Raw genomic sequence first — 23,764 nt, forward strand, 5'->3', positions numbered from 1 at the left:
CGACTAAGCGCCCACCATGAGTGGGCGTTTTTATTCGTGATTTGAGTCCATTTATGACTTTGTATTTGTGCTAATTAGGGCGGTTTTCAACGCATTTAAACTGATTGGTTTAGCAATATATTCGTTCATTCCCGCATCTAAGCACTTTTCTTTGTCGCCTTTCATTGCATTGGCTGTCATGGCAATGATGTAGGTAGATTGATGGTGTGTCCCCGCTTCACCCTGTCTGATGAGACGTGTGGCTTGAAAGCCATCCATTTCGGGCATTTGCACGTCCATCAAGATGACATCATAAGGCGTGGCTTGTGATTTTAGTTGCGTTAAAGCTTGTTGCCCATTTTCAGCACAATCGCACTCCAGCCCTAAGCTTTTCAGCACACCTTTAGCCACAATTTGGTTCACAGGGTTATCCTCAACAAGCAAAATGTTCAATGATGGGAATGGGCTTTGGTCAGCCACCTCAGGGGTGTCATCAGTCTGCTGCAATTCAGTAATATAATGATGTGTGACAAGCGGTTTGGCGTTTTCTAATGAGTCTCCCTGATCAGAGATAATCTTGAGTGCACCTAATAAATCTTGCGTCGTAGTGGGCTTTGGAAAATACCCTTTAAACCCCAAATCGGCAAAATATTTTGCGTCACCTCGGGTTTGCATAGAGGTCATCATGATAAGTTGCATCTGCTCGCACTCAGGAATACTTTGCAAGTGTTGTGCAAGTTGAGCACCATCCATATTTGGCATTTGCATATCTAAAATGGCAATATCAAACATAGCCCCCGTTTGGCTTTTACAAATAGTTAAGGCTTGCTCACCATTATGACAGGTCGTGACTTTTGCACCCCATTGCGATAATTGCTTGTCTATAATTTCTCTGTTGGTTTCGTTGTCGTCGACGACCAAAATATTCAGTGAGGAAATGTCTCCATCAGGCACCTTAGTGTGATTTTTTTCACAGCTAGAGACTTGGAGTGAACAGGTAAACTCACTGCCTTCTCCTAGCGTACTCTGTAAAGAGATTGAGCCATTCATACGATTACAAAGCTTTTTCACAATGGCCAAGCCAAGGCCTGTTCCCCCATAGTTTCTGGTTGTAGAGGAGTCAGCTTGACTGAAGGTTTCAAAGACGTGAGTTTGCTTGTCTTGTGCGATACCTATGCCGGTATCTTTAACCTTTAAGATAAGTGTTAGATTATCTAAGTCTGTGCCTTGTAAATGCGCAGAAATTAAAATCTCGCCGGTATGGGTAAATTTAATCGCATTACCGATTAGATTTGTGAGAATTTGCCTAATTCTGCCAGGGTCGCTAATAATCAGTTGGTTTGGTAATTCGGTTGTGTCGAGGATCAGTTCTAGCCCCTTGGCTTCGACCGTCATAGCGAATGACTCGCACAATTCACCAAGTAAAGTGGTAAGATCAAAAGGAATATTTTCTAATTCGAGTTTATCGGCATCAATCTTAGAAAAATCAAGAATGTCATTGATCAGGGTGAGTAATGAGTTTGCACTACTTTGTGCAATTGATACGCGATGCTGCTGTTCATCTGAAAGTTCACTGCTTGAGAGTAAATCAAGCATGCCAATCACCCCATTCATCGGTGTTCTGATCTCATGGCTCATACTGGCCAAGAATTCATTTTTGGCTATAACAGCTGTTTCTGCAACGGTTTTCGCTTGTTGCAATGCTTGTTCATACTCGACGCGTTCTGTTACGTCATAGTTCACACCGACGACATTTGTAACTAGACCGTGTTCATTGACTTTGTTGATAGCAGACGCTTTTATGTGTCGAATTTGGCCATTGGGTAAGATGATTCTAAATTGGGTATCAAATTTATCGTCATACTTGATCGCGTCACTTAATAATGCTTCTGTTTCTACTTTATCGTCAGGGTGGAGAGACTGCTCCCAGGCGTTATACGCTGCTGAGAAGTCAGACTCAGGAATGCCATACAACTTAAACATCCAGTTATCCCAGCTTAAGGAGTCATCCTCTAAGTTGTAATCGAAAATACCAATCCCTGCAGAATCGGCTGCCAGTGCCATGCGCTCATTTTTATCTTGGATTTCTTGCTCGGCTTTCTTAGAGGCACTGATGTCTAAATGGGTACCAATCATACGCTTTGGCGAGCCATCAATGTGCCACTCAACTACACGGCCGGTGTCTAATATCCAGACCCAGTGACCGAGTTTGTGTTTCATGCGAATTTCACACAGATATAGCTCATTCTCTCGGTTCCAATGTTCTCGCAGAGCATGTTCTGAGTATTTAAAATCCTCAGGGTGTACTAAGTTGACCCAAGTTAACGTGTCAGTAGGCTCTAATTCGCTGAGCTTGTATCCCAGAATATTTGCCCAGCGTTCGTTATAGGTGGTTTTTCCTGAGTCAATTTCCCAATCCCAAATGCCGACACCGGTTGAGTCTAAAACAAACTCGAGCCTTTGATTACTGAGCTTCAGTTTGTTTTGCGCTTCGACCCGCTCGGTAATATCTTGGAATGAGCCAAACAGTCGAATACACTGTCCGTCTCTAAATTCCGTTTGCCCTTTGGCCTCAACCCAGACTTCATTACCCTTGGCTGTAATAATTTGCAGTTCTTCTTGATAAGGCTCGCCGGTTTGCATTGATTGTGCAACCAGCTCTGAAATGCGCTTTTGACTGAACCCTGGCTTATAAAAATTGATTGCCGTGCTGAGCTGTGGCTCAAAACTAGCCTCTACTTCGTGTATTTGTTTGGTCATGTCTGACCAATATACTTTTTCTGTAATTAAGTCGACTTCCCAAGCACCTATATTGGCCTGCTCACTCATTTGTGTCATGAGTTGTTGTTGTGAAAGCAGTTTGTTTTCTTGTTCTTCACGCATGAACTCATGGCTGATCCAGTGAGCGAGTAATTGCACGATTTCGAGGTCTGACTGTGTAAAAGCATGTGGAGTGATTTCAGGGCTCGAAAAGTTCAGTGTGCCAATGCGCTTTCCTGATACAACGAGTGGACAGCCTATATAACTTTCTAAAGAAAAGTTTTCATAACATGGGTGCGTAGCAATATCACTTTGCCCAACATGGTGGTAGGCAATGGCATGATTTGCCTTAAGCGTATGGAGACAGTAAGAGTGTTGGTATTCGAAGACGGTGCCTGGAGTTATAGCCCCATTAGGGGTTGAGGCATATTTGACTAAATAAGTGTTCTTCGCTTCGTCTATGTTACTGACAATCGCTAAAGGTAAATTAAACACCTCTCTACCTAGCAACAATAAGCGTGCTATTTTTTCGTCTAAAGACTGCGCCGGATCACTGGTGATCTTATGAATTTGTGTGAGCGTCTCTAAAGTGCGTTTTTTTTCAGTGATATCGTGTTGAATGATGACAGAACTATCAACTTCATTTTCAATGTGTTTGATAGGCACTATGCTGGTATCAAACCAATAAAGTCGACCATCTTTGGCTTTGTTGCAAATCTCTCCTTGCCAAACGTTTCGATTCTTAATGGCATTGTCTAGCTCTTGATAAAAGGCTTTGCTATGAATGCCGCTATGTAACTTTTTAACATTTTGACCCAGTAGTTCTTGTTTGTTGAAGCCATATTGTTCGGTAAATTTGTTGTTATAAAAAAGCAGATTCGCTTGGCTATCAACACGCATGACAACCGCATGCTGATTGATTGCAAATTGCACGTCTTTTACGCGATTCTTTTCTAGCAATAGCTTTTGATAGGTTTCAGATAACCAGCGTTGCATCGGTTTAAAAATCGCAAATACCAAGAATAAAATGACTAGTAGCGAAAGACCCCAAAGGGCTAGGTTTATTCTTTGTAATGTTAATTGTTGCGTAAGACTGGCTTGTTCAAACAAGGTAACGGTGTGGTTTAAATCTTGTAAAAGCTGCTCACTATCAAACTGCTCGAATAGCTTCAGGTCTGACATTGAATTTTTCTTAGACGCTTCAATCGCGAGGTGGGTATAACGCTCTAAACGTGGCGACAGTTGTGTATCCTTGAAATGTTGAGCCACCTTAGCTTGTGTTTCAGCATTTTTAGTTGCGAGTTTCTCTATTAAAAATTGCTGGTTGTCTAAAAGCTTAGTTGCTATACGCTGAATTTCTTGCGCTCTTTCAGGTGCCTGAAAACGGTGTATAAATAAGGCTAAACGCTGCGACAACATGCGTTGCTCGCCTGCAATATTAATAATTCTTGCGCTATCTCGCTGTTTTATTTGCTGCTCGTTTAAAGTGACAAATGAGGTAGTAATGGCCAGTACGATAACTAAAAGGGCTAGTTTGTAGCGCCTTGAAAAAGTCGCAATAAATGACTCGGTACTGATCATATAAAGCACGCCCTTGTGGTTTTTATTTTCTTAGAATTACTTGCTTTGAGAGTAATCGCTGATACATCAACAACTATGAGTATAAACTATCACAATAAATGTGCTGAGTTGCAGTAATTTATTTGTTTCTCTCATGAACCACGGGGCTTTAAGGGGTTAATAGTTAAGCTTTATATTGTGCTATTAACCTTAAGACGCTTTGCTTGAATAGCTCACCTGCTTTACTTTGGGAGAGGGTATATTTTGTAATGGCATGGCCTAAATATAAACTATAAAGCTCATAGGCGATGACGTGACTTGGGATGTCAGGTGCGAAGTACTTTTGTTCAATACAGCGCTCAATACGATGCGTTAGGTAACCCAATAGTCGCTCTTGTTGGTCGATAACAAAGCTACGCACCTGCGAGTCAGGTCGGTTTTGAAATTCAACCACAGCCTTGATAAATGGGCAGCTCATTTTTGGATCGTTGAACATGTCATTGATCCAGGTGCTCCAGCAGTCTAGTAAGTTGATCAAGTGATCTAAAGGATTTTCACAGCGAGCCGGAGTGATCACTCGGTCAATAAATAAAGCTTCACCATATTGTAAGATGGCAACTTGCATATCTTCTTTATTTTTAAAATGAGAAATAACACCCGTTCGAGATAAACCACAGAGTTTTGCAACGCTGCCGATGGTGACATCAGCGAGACCGTATTGACTACTGTATCTAATACTTTGTTTGAGGATCTCGTTACGAGTGCGTTCGCCTTTGCTTATCAAGTAGTGATCACCTGAGTTATATGTTGTATGACTTTAGTATCTCCTAAAAGCCTTCGATGACCAAGCCCTTGAGTAGTAAACAGGGATGATTTGTATGTTTGCAAATAGTCGGTGACGTTTTGATAACTGGCGTATTTGTCTTGTTCATCATGAATGAAGTGGATGTGCTCAGAGAGTTTACTGGTATGCTGGCTAAGACAGAGACTTTGCCACTGTCGATTAAACTCAGCGCCAATATTTTCTAGTACATGTGTAAGTAGCTTGGTAGAAATTCCCGCTTTACTGACTTTTTCGAACATGAGTTCAAAGAAGTGAATTGGCGTAGCAATTAAGATCAGTTTTTTATTAGCTAGTTTGTCCTCAGGTAAATTCAGTGTTGCAACCGCGCCCATTGAGTGCGCCACAATGGCCTGTATGTGATGCTCTCTTTGCTCAAAATACTCGACGGTGGCGTTTAAAGTCTCAATGAAGTTTAATAAATGAGTTTGTTTACCTGCGGACTTACCATGAGCAACATGATCGATGGCTGCGACTTTAAATCCTTGCGATAACAAATTGATAATCATGGCTTCAAACCCCGAGCTGTTATCTGCCCAGCCGTGACTGACAATCACTAGGTTTTGGCCTTCTCCAAACAGACTAATATGTGCTTGGCCCAATGAGGTCTCTAGATTAATGACATCATCAGCTTCAAGTTCATTAAAGGCGTAATGACGTTTACCAAATGGATTGAGTAGCAGTTTTTTTCCAATAGTAAGGCTGAGCTTTGGCGCTATTTTTATTAGCCCGCCAGATAAAGCACGCGTGACATTTTGAACGCCAAAACGATTTTGCTTGTCGTGAAAATAGTTGAATTTCATGTTTAAAGCCAAAATAGTACAAGTGTTATATTTTAAAATAGTTCAACTGTACTATTTTGTAAAGTGGTTATTTTCTGTATGTGGGTTCGGAGTGTTTTATTAAGAGATGTGGAACGCTAAAGAAAATAGATATAAAAAAAGCTGCCAGAGGCAGCTTTAGAAAATTAAAAAAGCATTATTGCATCATGCTTGCTGTTTTTGGGTTGGCAAGTAGTTCGCTAAATAATGCCCAAATCTCTGCTTGCGCGCCTGTTTTAGTTTGCTTTTCAATGTAGTCCTTAACGATATCTTGGCCAAGGTTGTAATTGATAACATATGCACGGTTAGCGTTTATAAAGCCCAAACGTTGCTGTGCTTTTTTCTCTGTGACTAGGGTGTATTTGACAAGTAATTCAATGGCTTTTTGATCGTCAATCTCACCGTCTAAATAACGTTTTGCGACCATGTTATCAGCATATGACAGTTGCTGTTTTACAGCTTGCACTTGGTAGTACAACTCGACCTTGCTGGCATCTAGCCCTGCCAATGGGAATAAAACGTCTTTTTCAAATTGAATACGTTCAGCATGTGGGAAAACCACATCTACGCCGTAATTGGCGCTGCCTTCTGCAAGCAATGACATTGGCGAGAATAGCGGATAAACCGAGTATTCAATCCAGCCTTTACCGTTCACTAAATGCTTTTCCATGAGGGAATTAAAGACATGGTGTCCCGGATAGCCTTCGTGACTGGCTAAATCTATCGCGCGGGCAATATAAATAGGGAAGTCAGTATTCACTTGAATTAAGCTGTAGCTGTTTCCTTGGTACCAGTTGTAGCCGCTCCACACTTTATCTTGGACATATTCAATGGTGAAGCTCTCTTGCGCTTCAAGCTCTATGTACTGCTTGGTTCTTTTACGAGATTCAACCACAGCCGCTTTAAACACAGTGTCTAGCTTGTCTTTGGGGATCACAAACTGCTCAATAAAGTCATTCATACGCTCACTCACTGAGCCTGTTCCTGGCAGCATTACGTCTAACTCATTCAGCGCTTTATCTAGCTCGGCTTCGGTAATGTTTGGAGAAACGGCGTCGTATAAACGCAAAGATTCATCATCAAAGCTGACTTGTTCGTTATTGATAATTTGGATGAAGGTCAGCATTGACTTAGTTTGTACTTGAAGAAATGCCTTACGCTGTGATTGCGCCTCTGAATTTTGCACTTGCTCTAATTGCGCTAGAAGCGATGAGATATCTGCTTTTAAATCATTTAAAGGTCGCTTTTCACCCGCTCGCCATTCGCTGGGGCCATAATAAGCATCGATATAATAAGGGTGGTGTTCACCCACAGCCAAAGCTAATTTGACATATTGTTCTGCTAAATTATCTAGGGTCATGGGAGTGTCCTCTTCGGTGTTTAACATGTTTGACTGACAGCCCATAAGTGTGGCTAACAAACAAAGAATAACGAGTGTGATACGCATGATGGAGTTCTGCTTGGTTAAATGGAGTGCGGATCATAGCTGAAATAAATATTGTATACAATTTGAGTTTGGGGACTTTGATGTAAAACACCGCTTAGTCTGATAACTTATGTTATGTTTTTAACATGTTTGAAATTATGTATTTATGGTTATGCTGAAAGCTGAGGGTATACAAGACGCTCCCTTTACAATCAAAAGTGGGTATTTTTTAGGTATTACCATTAGCTGCTTTGTATTGGGTCTGTTTGGCACACTGTTCAATATAGAGCCCGGTTTTGCAAGTGCGATCTGGCCCGCAGCGGGTTGGTCTGTTGCCTGCCTGTTGGCGTTTGGTCGATTTTCACTCCTGCCATTATTCTTCGGGACACTATTAGCAAACTTATATAATTCAGGTTTTTTTGGTGTCCCCTTTGATTTCTCAAATATCCTTTGGAATGCTTTACGTAGTGCCGCAGCCGTACTGCAGTGTATTTTTGCTTATTCTTTAATGAAGCGCTTTTGCCGTTTTCCGCTGAATTTTCAAAATGCAGAAACACTTATTAAAGCGCTCTTATTAGCCGGGCCTATCGCCAGTATTGTATCGTCTTCTTTCGGCGCATGGAGCTTATTACAACAGGGTTTTATCCATTCAGATAGTCTACTATTTGTATGGTTTACCTGGTGGGTAGGCGATACCGTTGGTGTATTATTTTTCCTACCGCTATGTACTTTTTTATTTAAAAGCCATCGCTATACAGAAGTCAGCCACAAATCATGGATTTTAGCGTCAGCATGTTTATTGTTCATCACGGTATGTTGGACCTTTAATTATTCGCGCAGTGTTTACTATGACAATTTATATGGGCGCTTTGTGAATATTACTGAGCAAAAGCTCGTCTCTATGCAGCTATTAAAAAACTCAGTAGAGAATGACCTCAAAGCACTTGGAGTATTAATGCAAACGGGTCATGCGATGAGCATTGATGAGTTTGAGCATTACAGCCACTTTTTAAGTGACGATTTTGAGTTATATCGCGCCTTAGGCTGGGTTGATTTTGTTCGAACCGAAAATCTTGTTGCTTGGCAAAAGTCTCTGGCGCAGTCAGGCATTGCAGATGCAAAAATCAAACAAGCCCCCGGCAGCAATGAGATTGAAGATATTTTATTACCTATTAGCTTGATAGCCCCATATAAAGTCAATGCGCCAGCAATTGGTTTAGATGTCATGAGCCACCCCATTGCGGGGTCGGCTGCGGCAAAAGCGATAAAGCAAAAAACGCCCATCGCAACAGCGCCATTAGTGCTAGCGCAACAAACGAATAAGGCGACAGGGAATGTGGTGTACTTTCCTGTTTTTGATAAAAATGACCCTGATAAGTTATTGGGGTTGAGTGAAGTGGTACTTGAAATTGATGTTATCGTTGAACGCGTTTTATCAACCAGCCGATATAAACATAGCTTTAGTTACACTTTAAGTGATTTATCAAAGCAAGACACTTGGTATAGCTATACGCCAGAAGTTAAGCATGATCTACATGATTTGCACTTTACCACAGAATATCAAATAGATTGGTTTGGTCGCAGTTGGAAGCTGAGTTTTGAAAGTACCGAGACCTTTGAGAACAACAACAAAGACTGGTTAAGTTGGTTAACCCTTACCATAGGACTGATAGTTGCCGCATTAGGCATGTCATTTACTATGATTTTAGCAGGGTTTAATGAGCAGCTAAGAGTGCGTGTCGATAAGCAAACGGCACAACTAGAAGAGCTAGTGGTTGAACTAAAGCAAGCTGATAAAGTGAAGAGTGAATTTTTGGCAAATATGAGCCATGAAATTCGTACGCCAATGAATGGGATCCTGGGTACTTTGCAACTATTACTAAAAACGGCATTAAGTGAGAAACACCATGAACTGGTGGCCAGTGCGCTGGGTTCAAGTCGATCATTATTAGCGATATTAAATGACATTCTTGACTTCTCTAAGCTAGAAGCGGGTAAGGTCTCGATAGAGAGTGCACCGCTGTCGATAAAAAGTTTAATTGATCAAGTGATCAGAAACCAATCTCGAGCAGCAAAAGCAAAAGAGCTGCAGTTAAATATTGAGATAGCATCTGAAGTTTGGTTATTTAGACAAGGTGATAGCACACGTATTAAGCAGGTGCTTGAGAATATTATTTCAAACGCCATTAAGTTTACTTCAGATGGAGAGGTCAAAGTCACTGTTTCAGAGGTGGGTGATGATCAGGTTGTCATTACAGTGAAAGACACTGGAATAGGGCTTAGTGACGAGCAAATAGCACGTCTCTTTAATCGTTTTGAGCAAGCTGATGCGTCTACAACAAGAAAGTATGGCGGTACAGGGCTCGGTTTATCTATTTCTAAACAGCTAGTTGGTTTAATGGGGGGAGAGATCTCTGTGTCGAGCCAGCTTCACCATGGCAGCAGTTTTGAGGTTGTTTTACCGCTAACAAAAATACCTGCTGAGCAGGTTAATGAAACAGCAGAAGTACATGCAGATCTCCCTGATCTGCAAGAGTATAAGATCTTGGTCGCGGAAGATAATCAGGTAAACCGCTTGGTCATAAATGCAATGCTGGCACCAACACAAGCGAGCATAGACTTTGCTGAAAATGGCTTGCAAGCAACTCAGATGGCGACAAACCAGCATTATGATTTAGTGCTGATGGACATTCAAATGCCTGAAATGGATGGTGTGCAGGCCTGCCAGATAATCAAAGAGCAACTCCCTAAATTGCCCATCGTTGCTTTGACAGCCAATGTAATGGAGCAAGATGTTAAAACGTATCTGAGCTCAGGTTTTACCGCTCATCTAGGTAAGCCGATAGAGATAGACGGCTTGATGAGTTTGCTTAAGCGACTTTTAGACTCTTAATCATATTTTGTATTTAGTTTTTTACTGAAGCTGTTTTAAGCACCTTTCATAAAGTCTAAATAAGCTTTTTCGGGCATTGGTTTAGCGTAATAATAGCCCTGACCATAATCACAGCCTGCAGCAAGCAATTGCAGGTGTTGCGCTTCGGTTTCAATGCCTTCAGCAATCACCTTTAAGCCCAGTTGATGTGCCATCATGATCATGGCTTCGCATAGCGCAAGATCATCAGGGCTTTCAGCAATGCCATCCACAAAGCGCTTATCGATTTTAATAAAATCGGTATCCATCTGCTTTAAATAAGCCAACGACGAATAACCAGTACCAAAGTCATCGAGTGCTAAAGCAAAACCTTGCTTTGATAATTGATTTAAACGCGACTGGGTACGCTGTTGGGCGTTCATCATTAAGCCTTCAGTGATTTCAATGACAAATTGCTCAGCATTTAAAGACAGCTCATCAAGGTGTGTTTTCCAATCAACTAAACGGCTATGTTTAGAAGAAAACTGTATCGGTGAGACGTTAATACTCAGTTGTACTTGCTGTGCTGCAGATATGAGTTTCTTTTGAGTACGACAAGCTGATGCAAAAATAAATTCGCCAATTTCTAATATAAGTTGTGTTTCTTCAGCAAGCGGAATAAACATCGCTGGACTTATAATGCCCTTATTTGGGTGCTGCCATCTGATCAGGGCTTCGGCTTTGACTGCCTTTCGTGATGACATCTCAACGATAGGCTGATAATACAGCTCAAATTGCTGCTTTTGTATCGCAATACGTAAATCTTTCAGTAGCTGCATGCGTTGTTCAGTGGCCTGACGCATCTGAGCGTCAAAAAAGGCAAAGCCGTTACGCCCTTGTTGCTTAGCCAAATACATGGCTTGATCTGCTGCTTTGAGCAGTAGGCCGCTGCTGTTACCATCTTTAGGCGCGGTTGCAATGCCGACACTCGCACTAATATGGCAAGCTTCATTATCAAGATAAATAGCTGACTTTAACAATGTAAGCACTTGCTCAGCTATTTGCATCAGGTGCTCATGTTGGGGACTTTCAGAAATCACTAAGACAAACTCATCGCCACCAATACGAGAAATTAAACTACATTTACCAGCCAGTTGGTTGAGTCGATTAGCAACTTCCCTTAGTAGCTTGTCGCCATGATAATGACCTAAACTGTCGTTAATATCTTTGAAGTGATCGAGATCGAGTAACAAGATGGCCAATGAAGCCCCTTCACTGAGCTGCTGCTTTAAATGACGTTTCAGTTCTAGGCGGTTCGCTAGTTCGGTGAGTTGGTCGAAATGAGTACGACGCCAAATCAATTCATCTTGACGCTTTTTCTCACTAATATCAGTGAAAATGGCGACTCTTCGGTAAGGGATACCTGAATCATCATAAACAGAGTTAATGGTAAGCCATTCGGTAAATAGCTCGCCATTTTTGCGTTTATTAATAATTTCACCTTGCCACGCCCCTTTAGATTGGATCTGCTGCCACATGTCATCATAAAACTGCTGAGTATGCTTTCCTGAGCCCAGTAATGCGGTATTTTTACCCAATACTTCAGCTTTAGAGTAGCCGGTGACTTTTTCGAAAGAGGGGTTCACATCCAGAATAATACCGTTAGCGTCGGTGATGGTCATTCCCTCACTCGAGTTCTTATACACCATGGCTGCCAACTTCATTGCTTCTTCTTGTTGCTTACGTGCTGTAATATCGCGCAGCACGATAATGGCTTGCTGGTGGGTATCTAATAGGTTGGTTCGTGCTTCAAAGGTATGCAGATTGCCATCAACCTGCGCAGTAAATTCAAATTGATTTGTGTCACTGAGAGAATGATTTTGTAAGGTGTTAAGTAATTGATCACAGCAGTGCTGAGGCAATAGATCGAGTATATGCTTGGGCGGGCTCGAAAAGGTGACATTTGACGCCAATACTTTACCTTCGTTATCAATACGCAAATAGGTATCGGGTAACGCCTGGATCAGGCTAGCTAATTCGGCATGTTTATGTGCGAGCGCATTCTCAGCGGTGAGCCTTTGGGTTGCCATATTTTCAAAATTGCTCGCGATACTTTTAAACTCAGGAGATAAGCCAGTTTGTTGAAAGCGAGTTTTGTTTCCTTTCGCAAAAGCATCTAGTGCATTTTGGAGTGATTTTAAGGGTTGTAGGAGCACCTTATTGAGCTGTTTACGTGCTTGCCAAAACATAAGTAACAGCGCGGCAATAAATAAAGTAAAGATCAGGCTAACTTTGCGATTTGCAGCGGCAATAGCATGCTCAAATGGAATAGATAAATGTAGCGTAAGCTGACTGTTCGAATTGCTTTCGACTATGTGTTGTCGCAGGTAAATTCTGCGCTCACCAGTTGGGGCTTCAAATTGTAATACCCCTTGAAAGTGCATATTGGGCCAATGTTCATTGGCAGGCTGGCCGAGTTGAGCATAGTCAAACGGATAATTGGCAACAATTTTGTGATCAACATCGGTAATAATCGCTTGAGAATTAGCTGGCAGAGTCAACTGGTTTAGGCTTTGACTCCATTGCTCTAGTAATTTAGCTACAGCAAGTATATGAGTTAAGTTACCGTGATTATCAAAAACAGGCATCGCAAAATTGACGGTTAAACGGTTAATAGAACGATCAACCTGAAACTGACCAATCGCGAACTGCTGTGTGTTTAAAGCGTTTTGAAAATAACGCCTGTCTTTTATGTTTATGCTTTGATTGGTATTTTTTACTGTGCATAACACATCACCATTCAGATCTATCAAACCAATATTGGCAATGTTAGGGGTGATCAAACTGGCATGAGTAAGCAGGCTACTGCATTGGCCATTATTGGCTTTCAACAGTTCATCATGTTTCGCCAATTGGGAAAGTAACCTTCTGGTTGCATTGAGATCGGCACGTTGCAGCTGTGAGATCTGTAATGCGAGCGCACGCGCTTGTTGCTCATGCTCTTTTAAAATATCCGTACGTTCTTCAAGTAACTGAAAGAGGATCACGGCTAAGCCTGGTAGGCAAAGCAAAAAGAGTAAGCGATTAAAGCGACGTGGTATTGATAAATTTAAAATAATAACGCTCGGTGATTTACAACAGCAAGACTCTTAATTGTATAAAAAATCCAGTCTAGCGCCAAGTTTAGCGATGAATTTAACTGATTACTCCTTGTACAAGAAGATGAAACACATTTTGCACGTCACAGCCAGTCGAAAAGTCATGCTTATAAAATTCTTATAGTGCGAAAAATAGATGAATTTTTTGTTATCAAAAAGTTTTATTCCTCCCTTTTCGGGTTTTCTCAAGCATTTCATAGGCTTTCAGCAAAGCCGCATTTTATCTGGGTTTTTTGATATTTTCGGCTTAGTTTTCGGCTTGACAAAAATACTCGTCAAGTCATAGACTGTGCAGTTGTGGGAAAAAGTGGTTTTTTGTGGATCAAATTGGATCTAAAGGGTTAAAAATACGATAAGGTTGGTTGCTCCATGTTTTCAGGTGCAAGTGCGCTAAATTTGGATGATAAAGGTCGATTTGCGATACCAACTAAGTATCGGCAACCGCTTTTGTCTGAAGAGCAGGGCTCGCTGATTTGCACTATTGCGATTAACGAACCATGCCTTTGGTTATACCCTCGCAGCGAGTGGGATGAAATTGCCGCTCGACTTGTAAAGCTCTCCAGTATGAATCCAAGAGCGCGTCGATTGCAGCGTATGCTGGTCGGGCACGCCACTGAGTACCAATTAGATAAGAATGGCCGCATTTTACTTTCTCCGGCATTACGTAACTACGCAGGTTTGGGGAAAAAGATCATGCTCATAGGGCTATTAAATAAATTTGAGATTTGGGATGAGTCGAAATGGCACCAGCAAATGCAGCTTGATACAGAAATTGAGCGTGCAGGTGACTTTGAGATGACCCCTGAATTTGAAAACTTTTCGCTTTAGCAAACAAAAAGGCTTACATAACGCATGACTGCGCAATTTACCCATGTATCAGTTTTGATGAATGAAACGTTAGACGCGTTAGATATCAAAGCCGATGGTACCTATATCGATGGCACATTTGGCCGAGGCGGCCATTCGGGTCAAATTCTAAGTCGTTTGGGCGAACAAGGTCGTTTACAGGCTATTGATCAAGATCCGCAGGCGATCGAAGCCTCTAAGAAATTTGCTGACGATACCCGTTTTAATATCGCCCATACGCGTTTCTCAAACATCGAAGCAGTGGCAACAGAAGCGGGTATTCTGGGCCAAGTCGATGGCATTTTATTAGATATTGGCGTTTCTTCACCGCAATTGGATGATGCTGATCGTGGTTTCAGCTTTATGAAAGATGGTCCACTTGATATGCGTATGGATCCCACGTCTGGCCGCAGTGCCGCGCAGTGGTTAGCCGAGGCTGAGCTTGAAGACATCGCGTTTGTGATCAAGAAATATGGTGAAGAAAAGTTTGGCCGTCGCATAGCGCATAAAATTGTTGAAACCCGCGACGAAACTCCTATCACCACCACAAAGCAGCTGGCTGATTTAGTCGATGAAGCAGTGCCTGTGAAAGATAAGCACAAGCACCCAGCAACGCGCACTTTCCAAGCAATTCGCATTTACATCAACAGTGAGTTAGAAGAAATTCAAACGGCATTACAATCGTCGCTTTCGGTATTAAAGCCGGGCGGTCGTTTGGTGGTGATCTCATTCCACTCTTTGGAAGATCGCATCGTTAAGCAGTTCATCAAGAAACAAAGTAAAGGTGAGGCTGTCCCGCGTGGCTTGCCATTAACGGAAGCGCAGTTGAATAAAAACCTGACACTGAAGGCGTTGGGTAAAGCCATAAAACCAACTGCTGAGGAAATAGCTGCTAACCCAAGATCACGTAGCTCAGTATTGCGAGTAGCGCAAAAACTATAATGAATAAACCACAAAGCCGACAGCCTAAGCTGTTTAATGAGATATTTGCAGGCCTTTTAGCGAATAAGCTAACGGGCTTTTTGCTTATTTGTATCTTTGCTTCGGCTTTGGGGGTTGTACAAGTCACTTATCTATCTCGTCAGCAAGTGATCCAGCAGGACAAACTCTTACAAGAGCGTGACGAATTGGACTTGCAATGGCGTTACTTACTGGTTGAAGAAGAATTCTATTCGCAACATGCTCGCATCGAAGAAGTGGCAACCACGCAGCTAGAAATGAAGCGCCCAACCAGTAAAGATGAGCAAGTGGTGGTGTTGCCATGAAAAAAGCCAATAGCTCAAAAACACTCATAACTTGGCGCTTTGCACTGGTGTGTACTGTGTTAGTCATGGTTTTTTTAACGCTGATGGCTCGTGCTGCTTACTTGCAAGTGATTGAGCCCGATCATGCTCGTGAAGAAAGTACAAAACGCACGGTACGTGTTGAAACTCTAAAAGTGCAACGCGGCATGATTTTTGACAGAAATGGCAAAGAGCTCGCTGTCAGTGTGCCCGTTGTGAGTGTGTATGCCGATCCGCTTGCCCTCGATAAAGCGCTTGGTAAAAGAGTAATTCGTGCTGCGCGTAAAAATAAAGAAGATCATAAAGCGCTGGCTGAAAATGAAGAAGAAATGACATACCGCAAGCAAGTACGGTATGACAATGATATTCGTTGGCGCGAGCTTGCAGACGTATTACAAATTGATCACGAAGAAGTGGATGAGCGTCTACGTGACAATCCTGCGCGCCGATTTGTCTATTTAAAGCGCCAAGTCACGCCTGCAGTTGCAAGTTATATCAGTCAATTAAAATTGCCAGGTATTCACTTACTAGACGAATCAAAACGTTACTATCCGAGTGGTGAAGTCACCGCACATGTGCTGGGTTTCACCAATATTGATGGTAAAGGCATCGAAGGCATCGAAAAGCTATTTGAGAATGCCCTTACAGGTGCTGAAGGTAAAAGAACCATTCGTAAAGACGCCCGTGGTCGTGAGATCCAAGTATTATCCGAAGAGCAACGCGTTGAGCCAGAAGATGTTCAACTCAGCATTGATTTACGTATTCAGGCAATTGCTTATAAAGCCTTAAAAAGTGCGGTACTGAGCTATCAAGCTACTTCAGGCTCTGCCATGGTGGTAGATGTAAAAACCGGTGAAGTACTTGCTATGGTAAACAGTCCAAGCTTCAATCCGAATGATATGCGCGATGCACACCCTTACAAACGCCGAAATCGTGCCATTACAGATTTATTTGAGCCCGGCTCAACCCTTAAACCGTTGGCTGTGTTAGCGGGGCTTGATCATGATGTGATTGAAGCCGATGACACCATCAATACCTTTCCGGGTTGGATGCGCCTAGGTGGCAGCTTAGTTAAAGATGAGCGTAATCATGGTGAAATGACCCTGAGAGAAATTCTTAAAGTATCATCGAATATGGGCGTGGCTAAAATTAGTCAAATGCTACCTAAAGAGTATCTCGTTGGTTTATATCAAAAAGTAGGCTTTGGTGAAGATACAGGCACCATGATGGTGGGTGAGAGTAGTGGTCTTTTTTACCCAAATCGTCGTTGGTCAGATTTTGAAATTGCAACTTTATCATACGGCTATGCGGTCTCAGTGAGCACCGCACAAGTGGCGCGTTTATACGCCACATTTGGCGCAGGCGGAATTTCTCGTCCATTAACCATCCTAAAGCAAGATACGCCGCCAGAAGGTGAGCGTCTATTTAAAGAAGAAGACGTCAAAGCGGTTGTGGATATGATGGAGTCCGTATTTGAAAAAGGCGGTACTGCGGCAAACGTCAAAGTCGATGGCTACCGTGCAGCAGGTAAAACCGGTACTTCTGAGAAAGCAGTAGCAGGTGGGTATGGTGATGAATATGTCGGTTATTTTGCCGGTGTTGCCCCAGTTACGAACCCACGTTTAGCTGTGGTGGTGATGATCAATGAGCCTGGCGGTGATGTTTATTACGGTGGCCAAACGGCAGGCCCTGCATTTGCAGAAATCATGTCGAACGCATTACGTATTTTGAATGTGGCACCTGATAAAGGCCGCGTTGCTTATTTGTCGGAGAAAAAAGATGCGCTTTAATTTATCTCACACATTAGCAGCGTTAAACATTGAACCTTCTGAGGCAAAGATCCCCACACAAACTGCTGACTTACAGCTCGATAGCCGTGTTGTGAAAGCCGATGATGTATTTATTGCCATTAAAGGCCATGTAAGTAATGGCGAAAACTTTATTTCGGCGGCTTTTAAAAATGGCGCTAGCTGTGTTTTGGTTGATGCAACGAGTTTTACGGCACTAGATCAAAGCCTAGGTTTGTTGATCCCGGTTGAGAATTTGGCTGAGCGCATTGCTGAAATTGCCAAAACTTATTATCAGAGTCCGACCGAGCGCTTAAAAGTAATGGGTGTAACAGGCACTAATGGTAAGTCAACCACGACAGCCATGATAGCAGCGCTTGCAGATGCCATTAATGTGCCGGCTGCGGTTGTCGGTACTTTAGGTTATGGCAAAGTAGATGACTTAACGCCACTGCAAAATACAACTCCGTCGGCTGTCGACTTACAGCGTATTTTTGCAACCCTTGCAGAGCATAATCAATTAGCAGCTATCGAGGTGTCGTCTCATGGTTTAGTCCAAGGCCGTGTAAAAGAAACACAGTTTAGTACGGCGGTTTTTACCAATCTGTCTCGTGACCATTTAGATTATCACGGTGACATGCACAGTTATGCACAAGCAAAGCGCTTGCTGTTTACTGACTGTATGCCAAAACACTGTGTTTTAAATCATGACGATGCAGTTGCCCAAAGCTGGATCGCACAATCTAGTTTTAGCAATCTAGTGGTATATGGCAAAAAACCAACGGCACACAATTTTACGCAGTTTGTTTGGTTTGATGAGGTTGAATGCCATCAAACTGGCATTCGTGCAACGCTCTCCACTTCTTGGGGGGAAGCGACCATTAATGTACCGCTATTTGGTCAATTTAATCTTTATAACCTAGCGGCTGCGATGGCTGCACTTTTGGTTGAAGGGTATGACTTTGTGGCATTGTGTAATGCGGTTTCTTCACTAAAACCGGTTGCGGGTCGTATGCAGGCGTTTTCGGTTGAAGGCAAACCAACGTGCGTGGTTGATTATGCCCACACCCCAGATGCGCTGGCTTTGGCGTTACAAGCACTTCAGCAACATGTACCTGGTCAGGTGACTTGTGTGTTTGGCTGTGGTGGCGATCGCGATAAAGGTAAGCGTCCTATGATGGCGCAAGCGGCTGAGCAAAACGCTGATAAGCTGGTGATCACCAGCGACAACCCGCGCAGTGAAAATCCCGACGATATTATCGCAGACGTTAAGGCTGGGCTCAGTCAACCTGAGTATGCTTACTGCCAACCTGACCGAGCTAAAGCCATTGCCTATGCAGTTGAGCACACATCAGCTTCAGGCGTGGTACTGGTAGCTGGCAAGGGACACGAAGATTATCAAATTATCGGTGATCAAACGATCACCTTCTGTGACAGAGCATGGGTAATGAAAATTTTAAAAGGGGATAAAGCATGATCACAATGGATTTTGCTTGGCTTACAGCCGTATTAAACACCCCAGTAAGTTGTGGCGAGAATTTATCAGTCAGCAATATTAATACCGACACCAGAACAATAAAAAATGATGAGGTGTTTTTAGCGCTGAAAGGACCAAATTTTGATGGTCATAAATTCGTCCAGCAAGCGTATGAAAAAGGCGCCATAGCAGCGATTGTAGATAAACCAGTGGAATGCGATATTCCTCAGTTTGTGGTAGCCGATACTCGGTTAGCTTTAGGGCATATCGGTGCTGCCGTAATGGCACAAGTAGCGCCAAAAACCATTGCTATTACGGGTAGTGTGGGTAAAACCACAGTGAAAGAAATGTGCGCAGCGATTTTGTCGCAAAAAGGCAAAGTACTGGCAACCAATGGCAATTTTAATAACGACATTGGCGTGCCGCTGACGTTAATTCGTTTGTCTGAAGACGACGAATATGCGGTGATTGAACTTGGCGCAAACCATATTGGCGAGATTGCCTATACGACGCAAATGACTAGGCCTGACGTCGCTGCAATTTGTAATGTTGCACCAGCGCACATTGAAGGTTTTGGTTCAATTGAAGGTGTGGCGCAGGCCAAAGGTGAGATTTTCTCTGGATTAAAAGCAAATGGTTGTGCCGTTTTTAATTGCGATATTAATCCTGAGTTTCGCCAGATGTGGGATAGCAGCATGTTTGATAAGCGCATCAAACGCATTGCCAGCCATGAACAGCTAGATATTTGGGCTGAGCAAGTGACTTTAAACGACACCGCTCACGCCAGCTTCTTGCTTTGTGATGGTGAGCAAAAAGTACCTGTGACGCTGGCGTTACCGGGTGAGCACAATGTCACCAATGCTTTAATTGCAGCGGCCCTCACAACTGAGCTAGGCGCTAGCCTGAATGAGGTGGCTGCGGCGCTTGAGAGTATGAGCGCAGTTAAAGGTCGTGTGAACCTTATTAAGGTCAACGAAAACTTAACCGTGATTGACGATACCTACAATGCCAATGTGCGCTCGGTCAAAGCGGCAATCGATTTATTGACTAAAATGCCGGGCTATAAGGTGTTTGCGCTTGGTGATATGGGGGAGCTTGGTGAACATGCTCGTGAGTATCATCAAGAAGTCGGCGAGTATGCCAAACAGCAAGGTATCGATGCGTTATTTACCTTAGGGGTACTGAGTCGTTATAGCAGTGATGTGTTTGAAATTGCCGACAGGCACTTTTCAACGCGTCCGCACTTATTGGCCGCAATTAATCAAACTTTAGCGGCGCAAAATGGTCCATGTACTGTGATAGTAAAAGGCTCTCGCAGTGCGCGAATGGAATTACTAGTAGAAGAATTAATAACAACAAGTGGTGAACAAGCAGCCACAGATGGAGTATCAGCATGTTAGTGTGGTTGGCTGAATATTTAACCCAGTATTACAGTGGCTTTAACGTCTTTTCTTACCTAACGCTGCGTGCGATTTTAGGTATTTTAACCGCGTTATTGTTATCGCTTTATTTCGGTCCGATTTTGATCCGCGCACTTCAGCGTATGCAAATTGGTCAAACGGTGCGTGATGACGGTCCAGAGTCACATTTATCTAAGTCTGGTACGCCGACCATGGGTGGGGTGTTGATCTTAGGCGCCATTTTTACCAGCACTTTAATGTGGGGCGACTTAAGCAATAAATACGTGTGGGTGACGCTCTTTGTTTTAGGTAGCTTGGGCGTTGTTGGTTTTGTTGATGACTATCGCAAAGTGATCCGCAAAGATTCAAAAGGCCTAATCGCTCGTTGGAAATATTTCTGGCAGTCGGTGATCGCTATGGCTGTGGCGAGCTTCTTATATTTCACGTCACTAGACCCAAATGAAACCGTGCTAGTTGTGCCTTTCTTAAAAGAAGTGATGCCGCAACTTGGCATTTTCTATTTGGTCATGAGCTATTTTGTGATTGTCGGTACATCTAATGCGGTAAACCTCACCGATGGCCTTGATGGCTTGGCGATTGTTCCGACTATTTTAGTGGCTTCAGCGCTTGCGATTATTGCCTATCTAACAGGTAACGCGAATTTCTCAGAGTACTTACATTTACCGCATTTACCACTGGCCAGTGAGCTGGTCGTGGTGTGTACCGCCATTGTTGGCGCGGGCCTAGGCTTCTTATGGTTTAACACTTATCCAGCACAAGTATTTATGGGCGATGTGGGGTCATTGGCGCTAGGTGGTGCACTGGGTATTATCGCGATTTTAGTACGTCAAGAGCTTGTGCTGTTGATTATGGGTGGGGTGTTTGTGATGGAGGCGCTGTCGGTCATTTTGCAGGTCGGTTCATACAAACTACGTGGTCAGCGCATTTTTAGAATGGCACCGATCCACCACCATTATGAATTAAAGGGTTGGCCGGAGCCGCGCGTGATCGTGCGCTTTTGGATCATTTCGATTGTGTTAGTACTCGCTGGATTGGCAACGCTGAAGATCAGATAAATGCAGTATTTAAATGAGTTAAAAAATAAGAACATCACTGTGCTCGGACTGGGAATTACTGGTCTGGGCATTGTGCGTTTTTTACTGTCTCACGGTATTACGCCACGCGTGGTCGACAGCCGTGCTGTGCCGCCTGGTTCGCAGTGGCTTGCTGATAATGCCCCTGATTGTGAGGCGGTGTTTGGCTCGTTGGCACAGGCGAGTTTACCGAGCGCTGATTTAATCGTTATCAGCCCTGGCATTGCATTATTTGAGCAAAGTGTCGCCGAGGCAATAGCACAAGGCGTTGAAGTGATTGGTGACATCGAGTTGTTTGCTCGCTTAAACACAAAGCCTGTCATCGCAGTAACTGGCTCAAATGGTAAATCGACGGTTGTGAGTCTTGCCACTGAAGTGCTTAAAGAAGCCGGTTACAAAGTGGGGTTAGGTGGCAATATTGGTACCGCTGCGCTAGATTTGCTTGAGCAAGATTTTGATGTGTTTGTCTTAGAATTATCGAGTTTTCAGCTCGAAACCACACAAAGTCTAGTTTGTACCAGTGCCATGATCTTAAATGTTACTGAAGATCATATGGATCGTTATCCAGACTTCGCCGCCTATTGCCAAGCGAAGCAGCGAATTTATCAACATGCCAAGCACGTGGTGTTCAATGCTATAGACAATAATACACTGGCCAATGCAGGTATCGGTGTGAGTGTGGCATTAGCGCAAGCCGATTATTGCCTACAAACACATGATGGTGATTTGTATTTCGCCGCACATCAACAGCCTGTTTTACCTGTCTCTAGCTTGACTATGGTGGGTAAACATAATCAGTTTAATGCGTTGGCTGTGATGGCATTACTTGAGCCACTTAACATTGATAAAGCGGCATTTGCAACAGCATTTAAAAACTTCACAGGCCTTGCACACCGTTGTCAGTTAGTGGCTGATGTCGCTGGGGTTAAATACTTTAATGACTCTAAAGCGACCAACGTAGGCGCGACGGTCGCTGCACTGGAAAGCTTAAAAGATGATGTAAACAAAATCGTGCTTATCGCAGGTGGTGATGCCAAAGGGGCTGATTTATCGCCTTTACGTGAGCCATTGCATACAGCTTGTCGAGCCGTGATTTGTTTTGGTCAAGATGGTGCAAAGTTTTTACCATTACACGAACAAAGCCACTTAGTTGCTGATTTACAGCAAGCCATTCTAAAGGCGCAGTCACTGGCACAAAACGGCGATGCAGTGTTATTAGCACCGGCTTGTGCAAGTATTGATATGTTCCCGAATTATATGGTGCGCGGTGAAGCATTTTGTAAAGCCGTAGCGGAGCTTGCACCATGATGACGTTTGCTGAGCTGAGAATGCAACTCACCCCAAAACAGTCAAATGCACTTTTTGATGTGCCTTTGCTGTACGCCATGCTGTGTTTAATCGGTATCGGTTTTGTGATGGTGACCAGTGCTTCTATGCCAGTAGCTGAACGACTTTATAGCAACCCTTATGGTATCGCAATGCGCCATGGGGTGTTCTTAGCATTAGGTTTTATTTGTTTTTGGTTTAGCACTAGCGTGCCCATGGATTGGTGGAAGAAATGTAATCCGTATCTACTATTCTTCGGCTTATTTTTACTGTGTTTAGTATTAGTCATTGGCCGAGAGGTGAATGGTTCAAAACGTTGGATCCCCATCGGCCCGATTGGTTTTCAGGTTGCTGAGGCAGCCAAACTGTTTTTCTTTAGTTATATCGCCGGTTATTTGGTTCGTAAGCGCGAAGAAGTACAAGAAAACTTAAAAGGCTTTGCTAAGCCCATAGCGGTTTTTGCTGTGTATGCATTACTGATTTTAAAGCAGCCAGATTTAGGCACCGTAGTGGTCATGTTTGTAACGACAGTGGGGTTGTTGTTTTTAGCCGGCGCAAAGTTATGGCAGTTTTTTATGCTGATCTTAACGGGAATTGGTTTGATAGTGGTACTGATAGTCTTTGAACCCTACCGCTGGCGACGTGTTACTGGCTTTTTAGACCCTTGGGATGACCCATTTGGAGCTGGTTATCAGTTAGTACAGTCATTAATGGCTTACAGTCAAGGTGGTTGGTTTGGCCAAGGCCTAGGTAATAGTGTGCAGAAGCTGCAGTATTTACCTGAGGCGCATAACGATTTTATTTTTGCCGTTATCGCTGAGGAGCTGGGCTTTGTCGGTGTAACCAGTATCTTACTCTTGCTTGGTGTTTTGGTATTTAGGGCCTTATTAATCGGCCAGAAAGCATTAAAGCATGGTAAAGAATATGAAGGCTATTTTGCGCTGGCCATAGGTATTTGGTTTGCGTTTCAAACCATGGTGAACATTGGTGCAAGTGCCGGCATTTTGCCAACCAAAGGCTTAACTTTGCCGTTTGTATCTTATGGCGGCTCGAGCTTTTTAATTATGGTGATTGCAGCGGGTGTGCTGCAGCGTATTGATTTTGAAACCAAGTTATCGAGCCGACAAGCAACGGCGAGGAGTGGGCGACGATGAC

15 protein-coding genes are annotated in these 23,764 nt (G+C 43.2%); 10 read left to right on the forward strand and 5 right to left on the reverse strand.

Translation table 11 applies throughout. The features are described from left to right. Positions 1-51: 51 nt before the first annotated feature. The 4 genes from AAEU28_RS17555 to AAEU28_RS17570 all read right to left on the reverse strand — a co-directional run bounded on the left by AAEU28_RS17555 (position 52) and on the right by AAEU28_RS17570 (position 7,408). A complete protein-coding gene (locus AAEU28_RS17555; RefSeq protein ID WP_421965273.1) occupies positions 52-4,320 on the reverse strand; it encodes a response regulator in 4,269 nt (1,422 codons plus the stop codon). Between the two features lie 163 nt (positions 4,321-4,483). Then, positions 4,484-5,083, reverse strand: a complete 600-nt coding sequence (locus AAEU28_RS17560) for a TetR/AcrR family transcriptional regulator (RefSeq protein WP_421965274.1) — start codon at positions 5,081-5,083, stop codon at positions 4,484-4,486. After that, positions 5,080-5,943, reverse strand: coding sequence for an alpha/beta hydrolase (locus AAEU28_RS17565; protein WP_421965275.1), 864 nt, complete (start codon positions 5,941-5,943; stop codon positions 5,080-5,082). Before AAEU28_RS17565 ends, AAEU28_RS17560 begins: the two co-directional genes overlap by 4 nt. A gap of 175 nt (positions 5,944-6,118) precedes the next feature. Then, complete coding sequence (locus AAEU28_RS17570; RefSeq protein WP_421965276.1) at positions 6,119-7,408, reverse strand: hypothetical protein; 1,290 nt, start codon at positions 7,406-7,408, stop codon at positions 6,119-6,121. Between the two features lie 151 nt (positions 7,409-7,559). Between AAEU28_RS17570 and AAEU28_RS17575 the strand changes: the two genes are divergently transcribed. After that, positions 7,560-10,280, forward strand: a complete 2,721-nt coding sequence (locus AAEU28_RS17575) for an ATP-binding protein (RefSeq protein WP_421965277.1) — start codon at positions 7,560-7,562, stop codon at positions 10,278-10,280. A 35-nt stretch (positions 10,281-10,315) separates the two neighbouring features. On the opposite strand, the gene AAEU28_RS17580 is transcribed toward AAEU28_RS17575, so the two are convergent. Further along, positions 10,316-13,285, reverse strand: coding sequence for an EAL domain-containing protein (locus tag AAEU28_RS17580; RefSeq protein ID WP_421965278.1), 2,970 nt, complete (start codon positions 13,283-13,285; stop codon positions 10,316-10,318). A 480-nt stretch (positions 13,286-13,765) separates the two neighbouring features. Between AAEU28_RS17580 and mraZ the strand changes: the two genes are divergently transcribed. From mraZ to ftsW, 9 genes are read left to right on the forward strand one after another with little or no spacing between them, the layout of a single operon-like run. Beyond that, positions 13,766-14,224: a division/cell wall cluster transcriptional repressor MraZ gene (gene mraZ / locus AAEU28_RS17585; RefSeq protein ID WP_058028651.1), complete on the forward strand. Its 459-nt coding sequence runs from the start codon at positions 13,766-13,768 to the stop codon at positions 14,222-14,224. Between the two features lie 24 nt (positions 14,225-14,248). Beyond that, positions 14,249-15,184, forward strand: a complete 936-nt coding sequence (rsmH, locus tag AAEU28_RS17590; RefSeq protein WP_421965279.1) for a 16S rRNA (cytosine(1402)-N(4))-methyltransferase RsmH — start codon at positions 14,249-14,251, stop codon at positions 15,182-15,184. Further along, positions 15,184-15,507 (forward strand): cell division protein FtsL, encoded by a 324-nt coding sequence (gene ftsL, locus AAEU28_RS17595; protein WP_349284722.1) that lies wholly within the window; start codon positions 15,184-15,186, stop codon positions 15,505-15,507. The genes rsmH and ftsL overlap by 1 nt, the downstream gene beginning before the upstream one ends. Beyond that, positions 15,504-17,315, forward strand: a complete 1,812-nt coding sequence (locus tag AAEU28_RS17600) for a peptidoglycan D,D-transpeptidase FtsI family protein (RefSeq protein ID WP_421965280.1) — start codon at positions 15,504-15,506, stop codon at positions 17,313-17,315. Before ftsL ends, AAEU28_RS17600 begins: the two co-directional genes overlap by 4 nt. Further along, positions 17,305-18,789: a UDP-N-acetylmuramoyl-L-alanyl-D-glutamate--2,6-diaminopimelate ligase gene (locus tag AAEU28_RS17605; RefSeq protein ID WP_421965281.1), complete on the forward strand. Its 1,485-nt coding sequence runs from the start codon at positions 17,305-17,307 to the stop codon at positions 18,787-18,789. Before AAEU28_RS17600 ends, AAEU28_RS17605 begins: the two co-directional genes overlap by 11 nt. Then, positions 18,786-20,189: a UDP-N-acetylmuramoyl-tripeptide--D-alanyl-D-alanine ligase gene (locus AAEU28_RS17610; protein WP_421965282.1), complete on the forward strand. Its 1,404-nt coding sequence runs from the start codon at positions 18,786-18,788 to the stop codon at positions 20,187-20,189. Before AAEU28_RS17605 ends, AAEU28_RS17610 begins: the two co-directional genes overlap by 4 nt. Beyond that, entirely contained in the window at positions 20,183-21,265 is a 1,083-nt protein-coding gene (mraY, locus tag AAEU28_RS17615; protein ID WP_421965283.1) for a phospho-N-acetylmuramoyl-pentapeptide-transferase, read from the forward strand. The genes AAEU28_RS17610 and mraY overlap by 7 nt, the downstream gene beginning before the upstream one ends. Next, complete coding sequence (murD, locus tag AAEU28_RS17620; protein ID WP_421965284.1) at positions 21,266-22,591, forward strand: UDP-N-acetylmuramoyl-L-alanine--D-glutamate ligase; 1,326 nt, start codon at positions 21,266-21,268, stop codon at positions 22,589-22,591. Beyond that, positions 22,591-23,763, forward strand: coding sequence for a cell division protein FtsW (ftsW, locus tag AAEU28_RS17625; RefSeq protein WP_421965315.1), 1,173 nt, complete (start codon positions 22,591-22,593; stop codon positions 23,761-23,763). Before murD ends, ftsW begins: the two co-directional genes overlap by 1 nt. Position 23,764: the final 1 nt, after the last annotated feature.

This window comes from Pseudoalteromonas sp. SS15, from assembly GCF_049257195.1.
Lineage (GTDB): Bacteria > Pseudomonadota > Gammaproteobacteria > Enterobacterales > Alteromonadaceae > Pseudoalteromonas.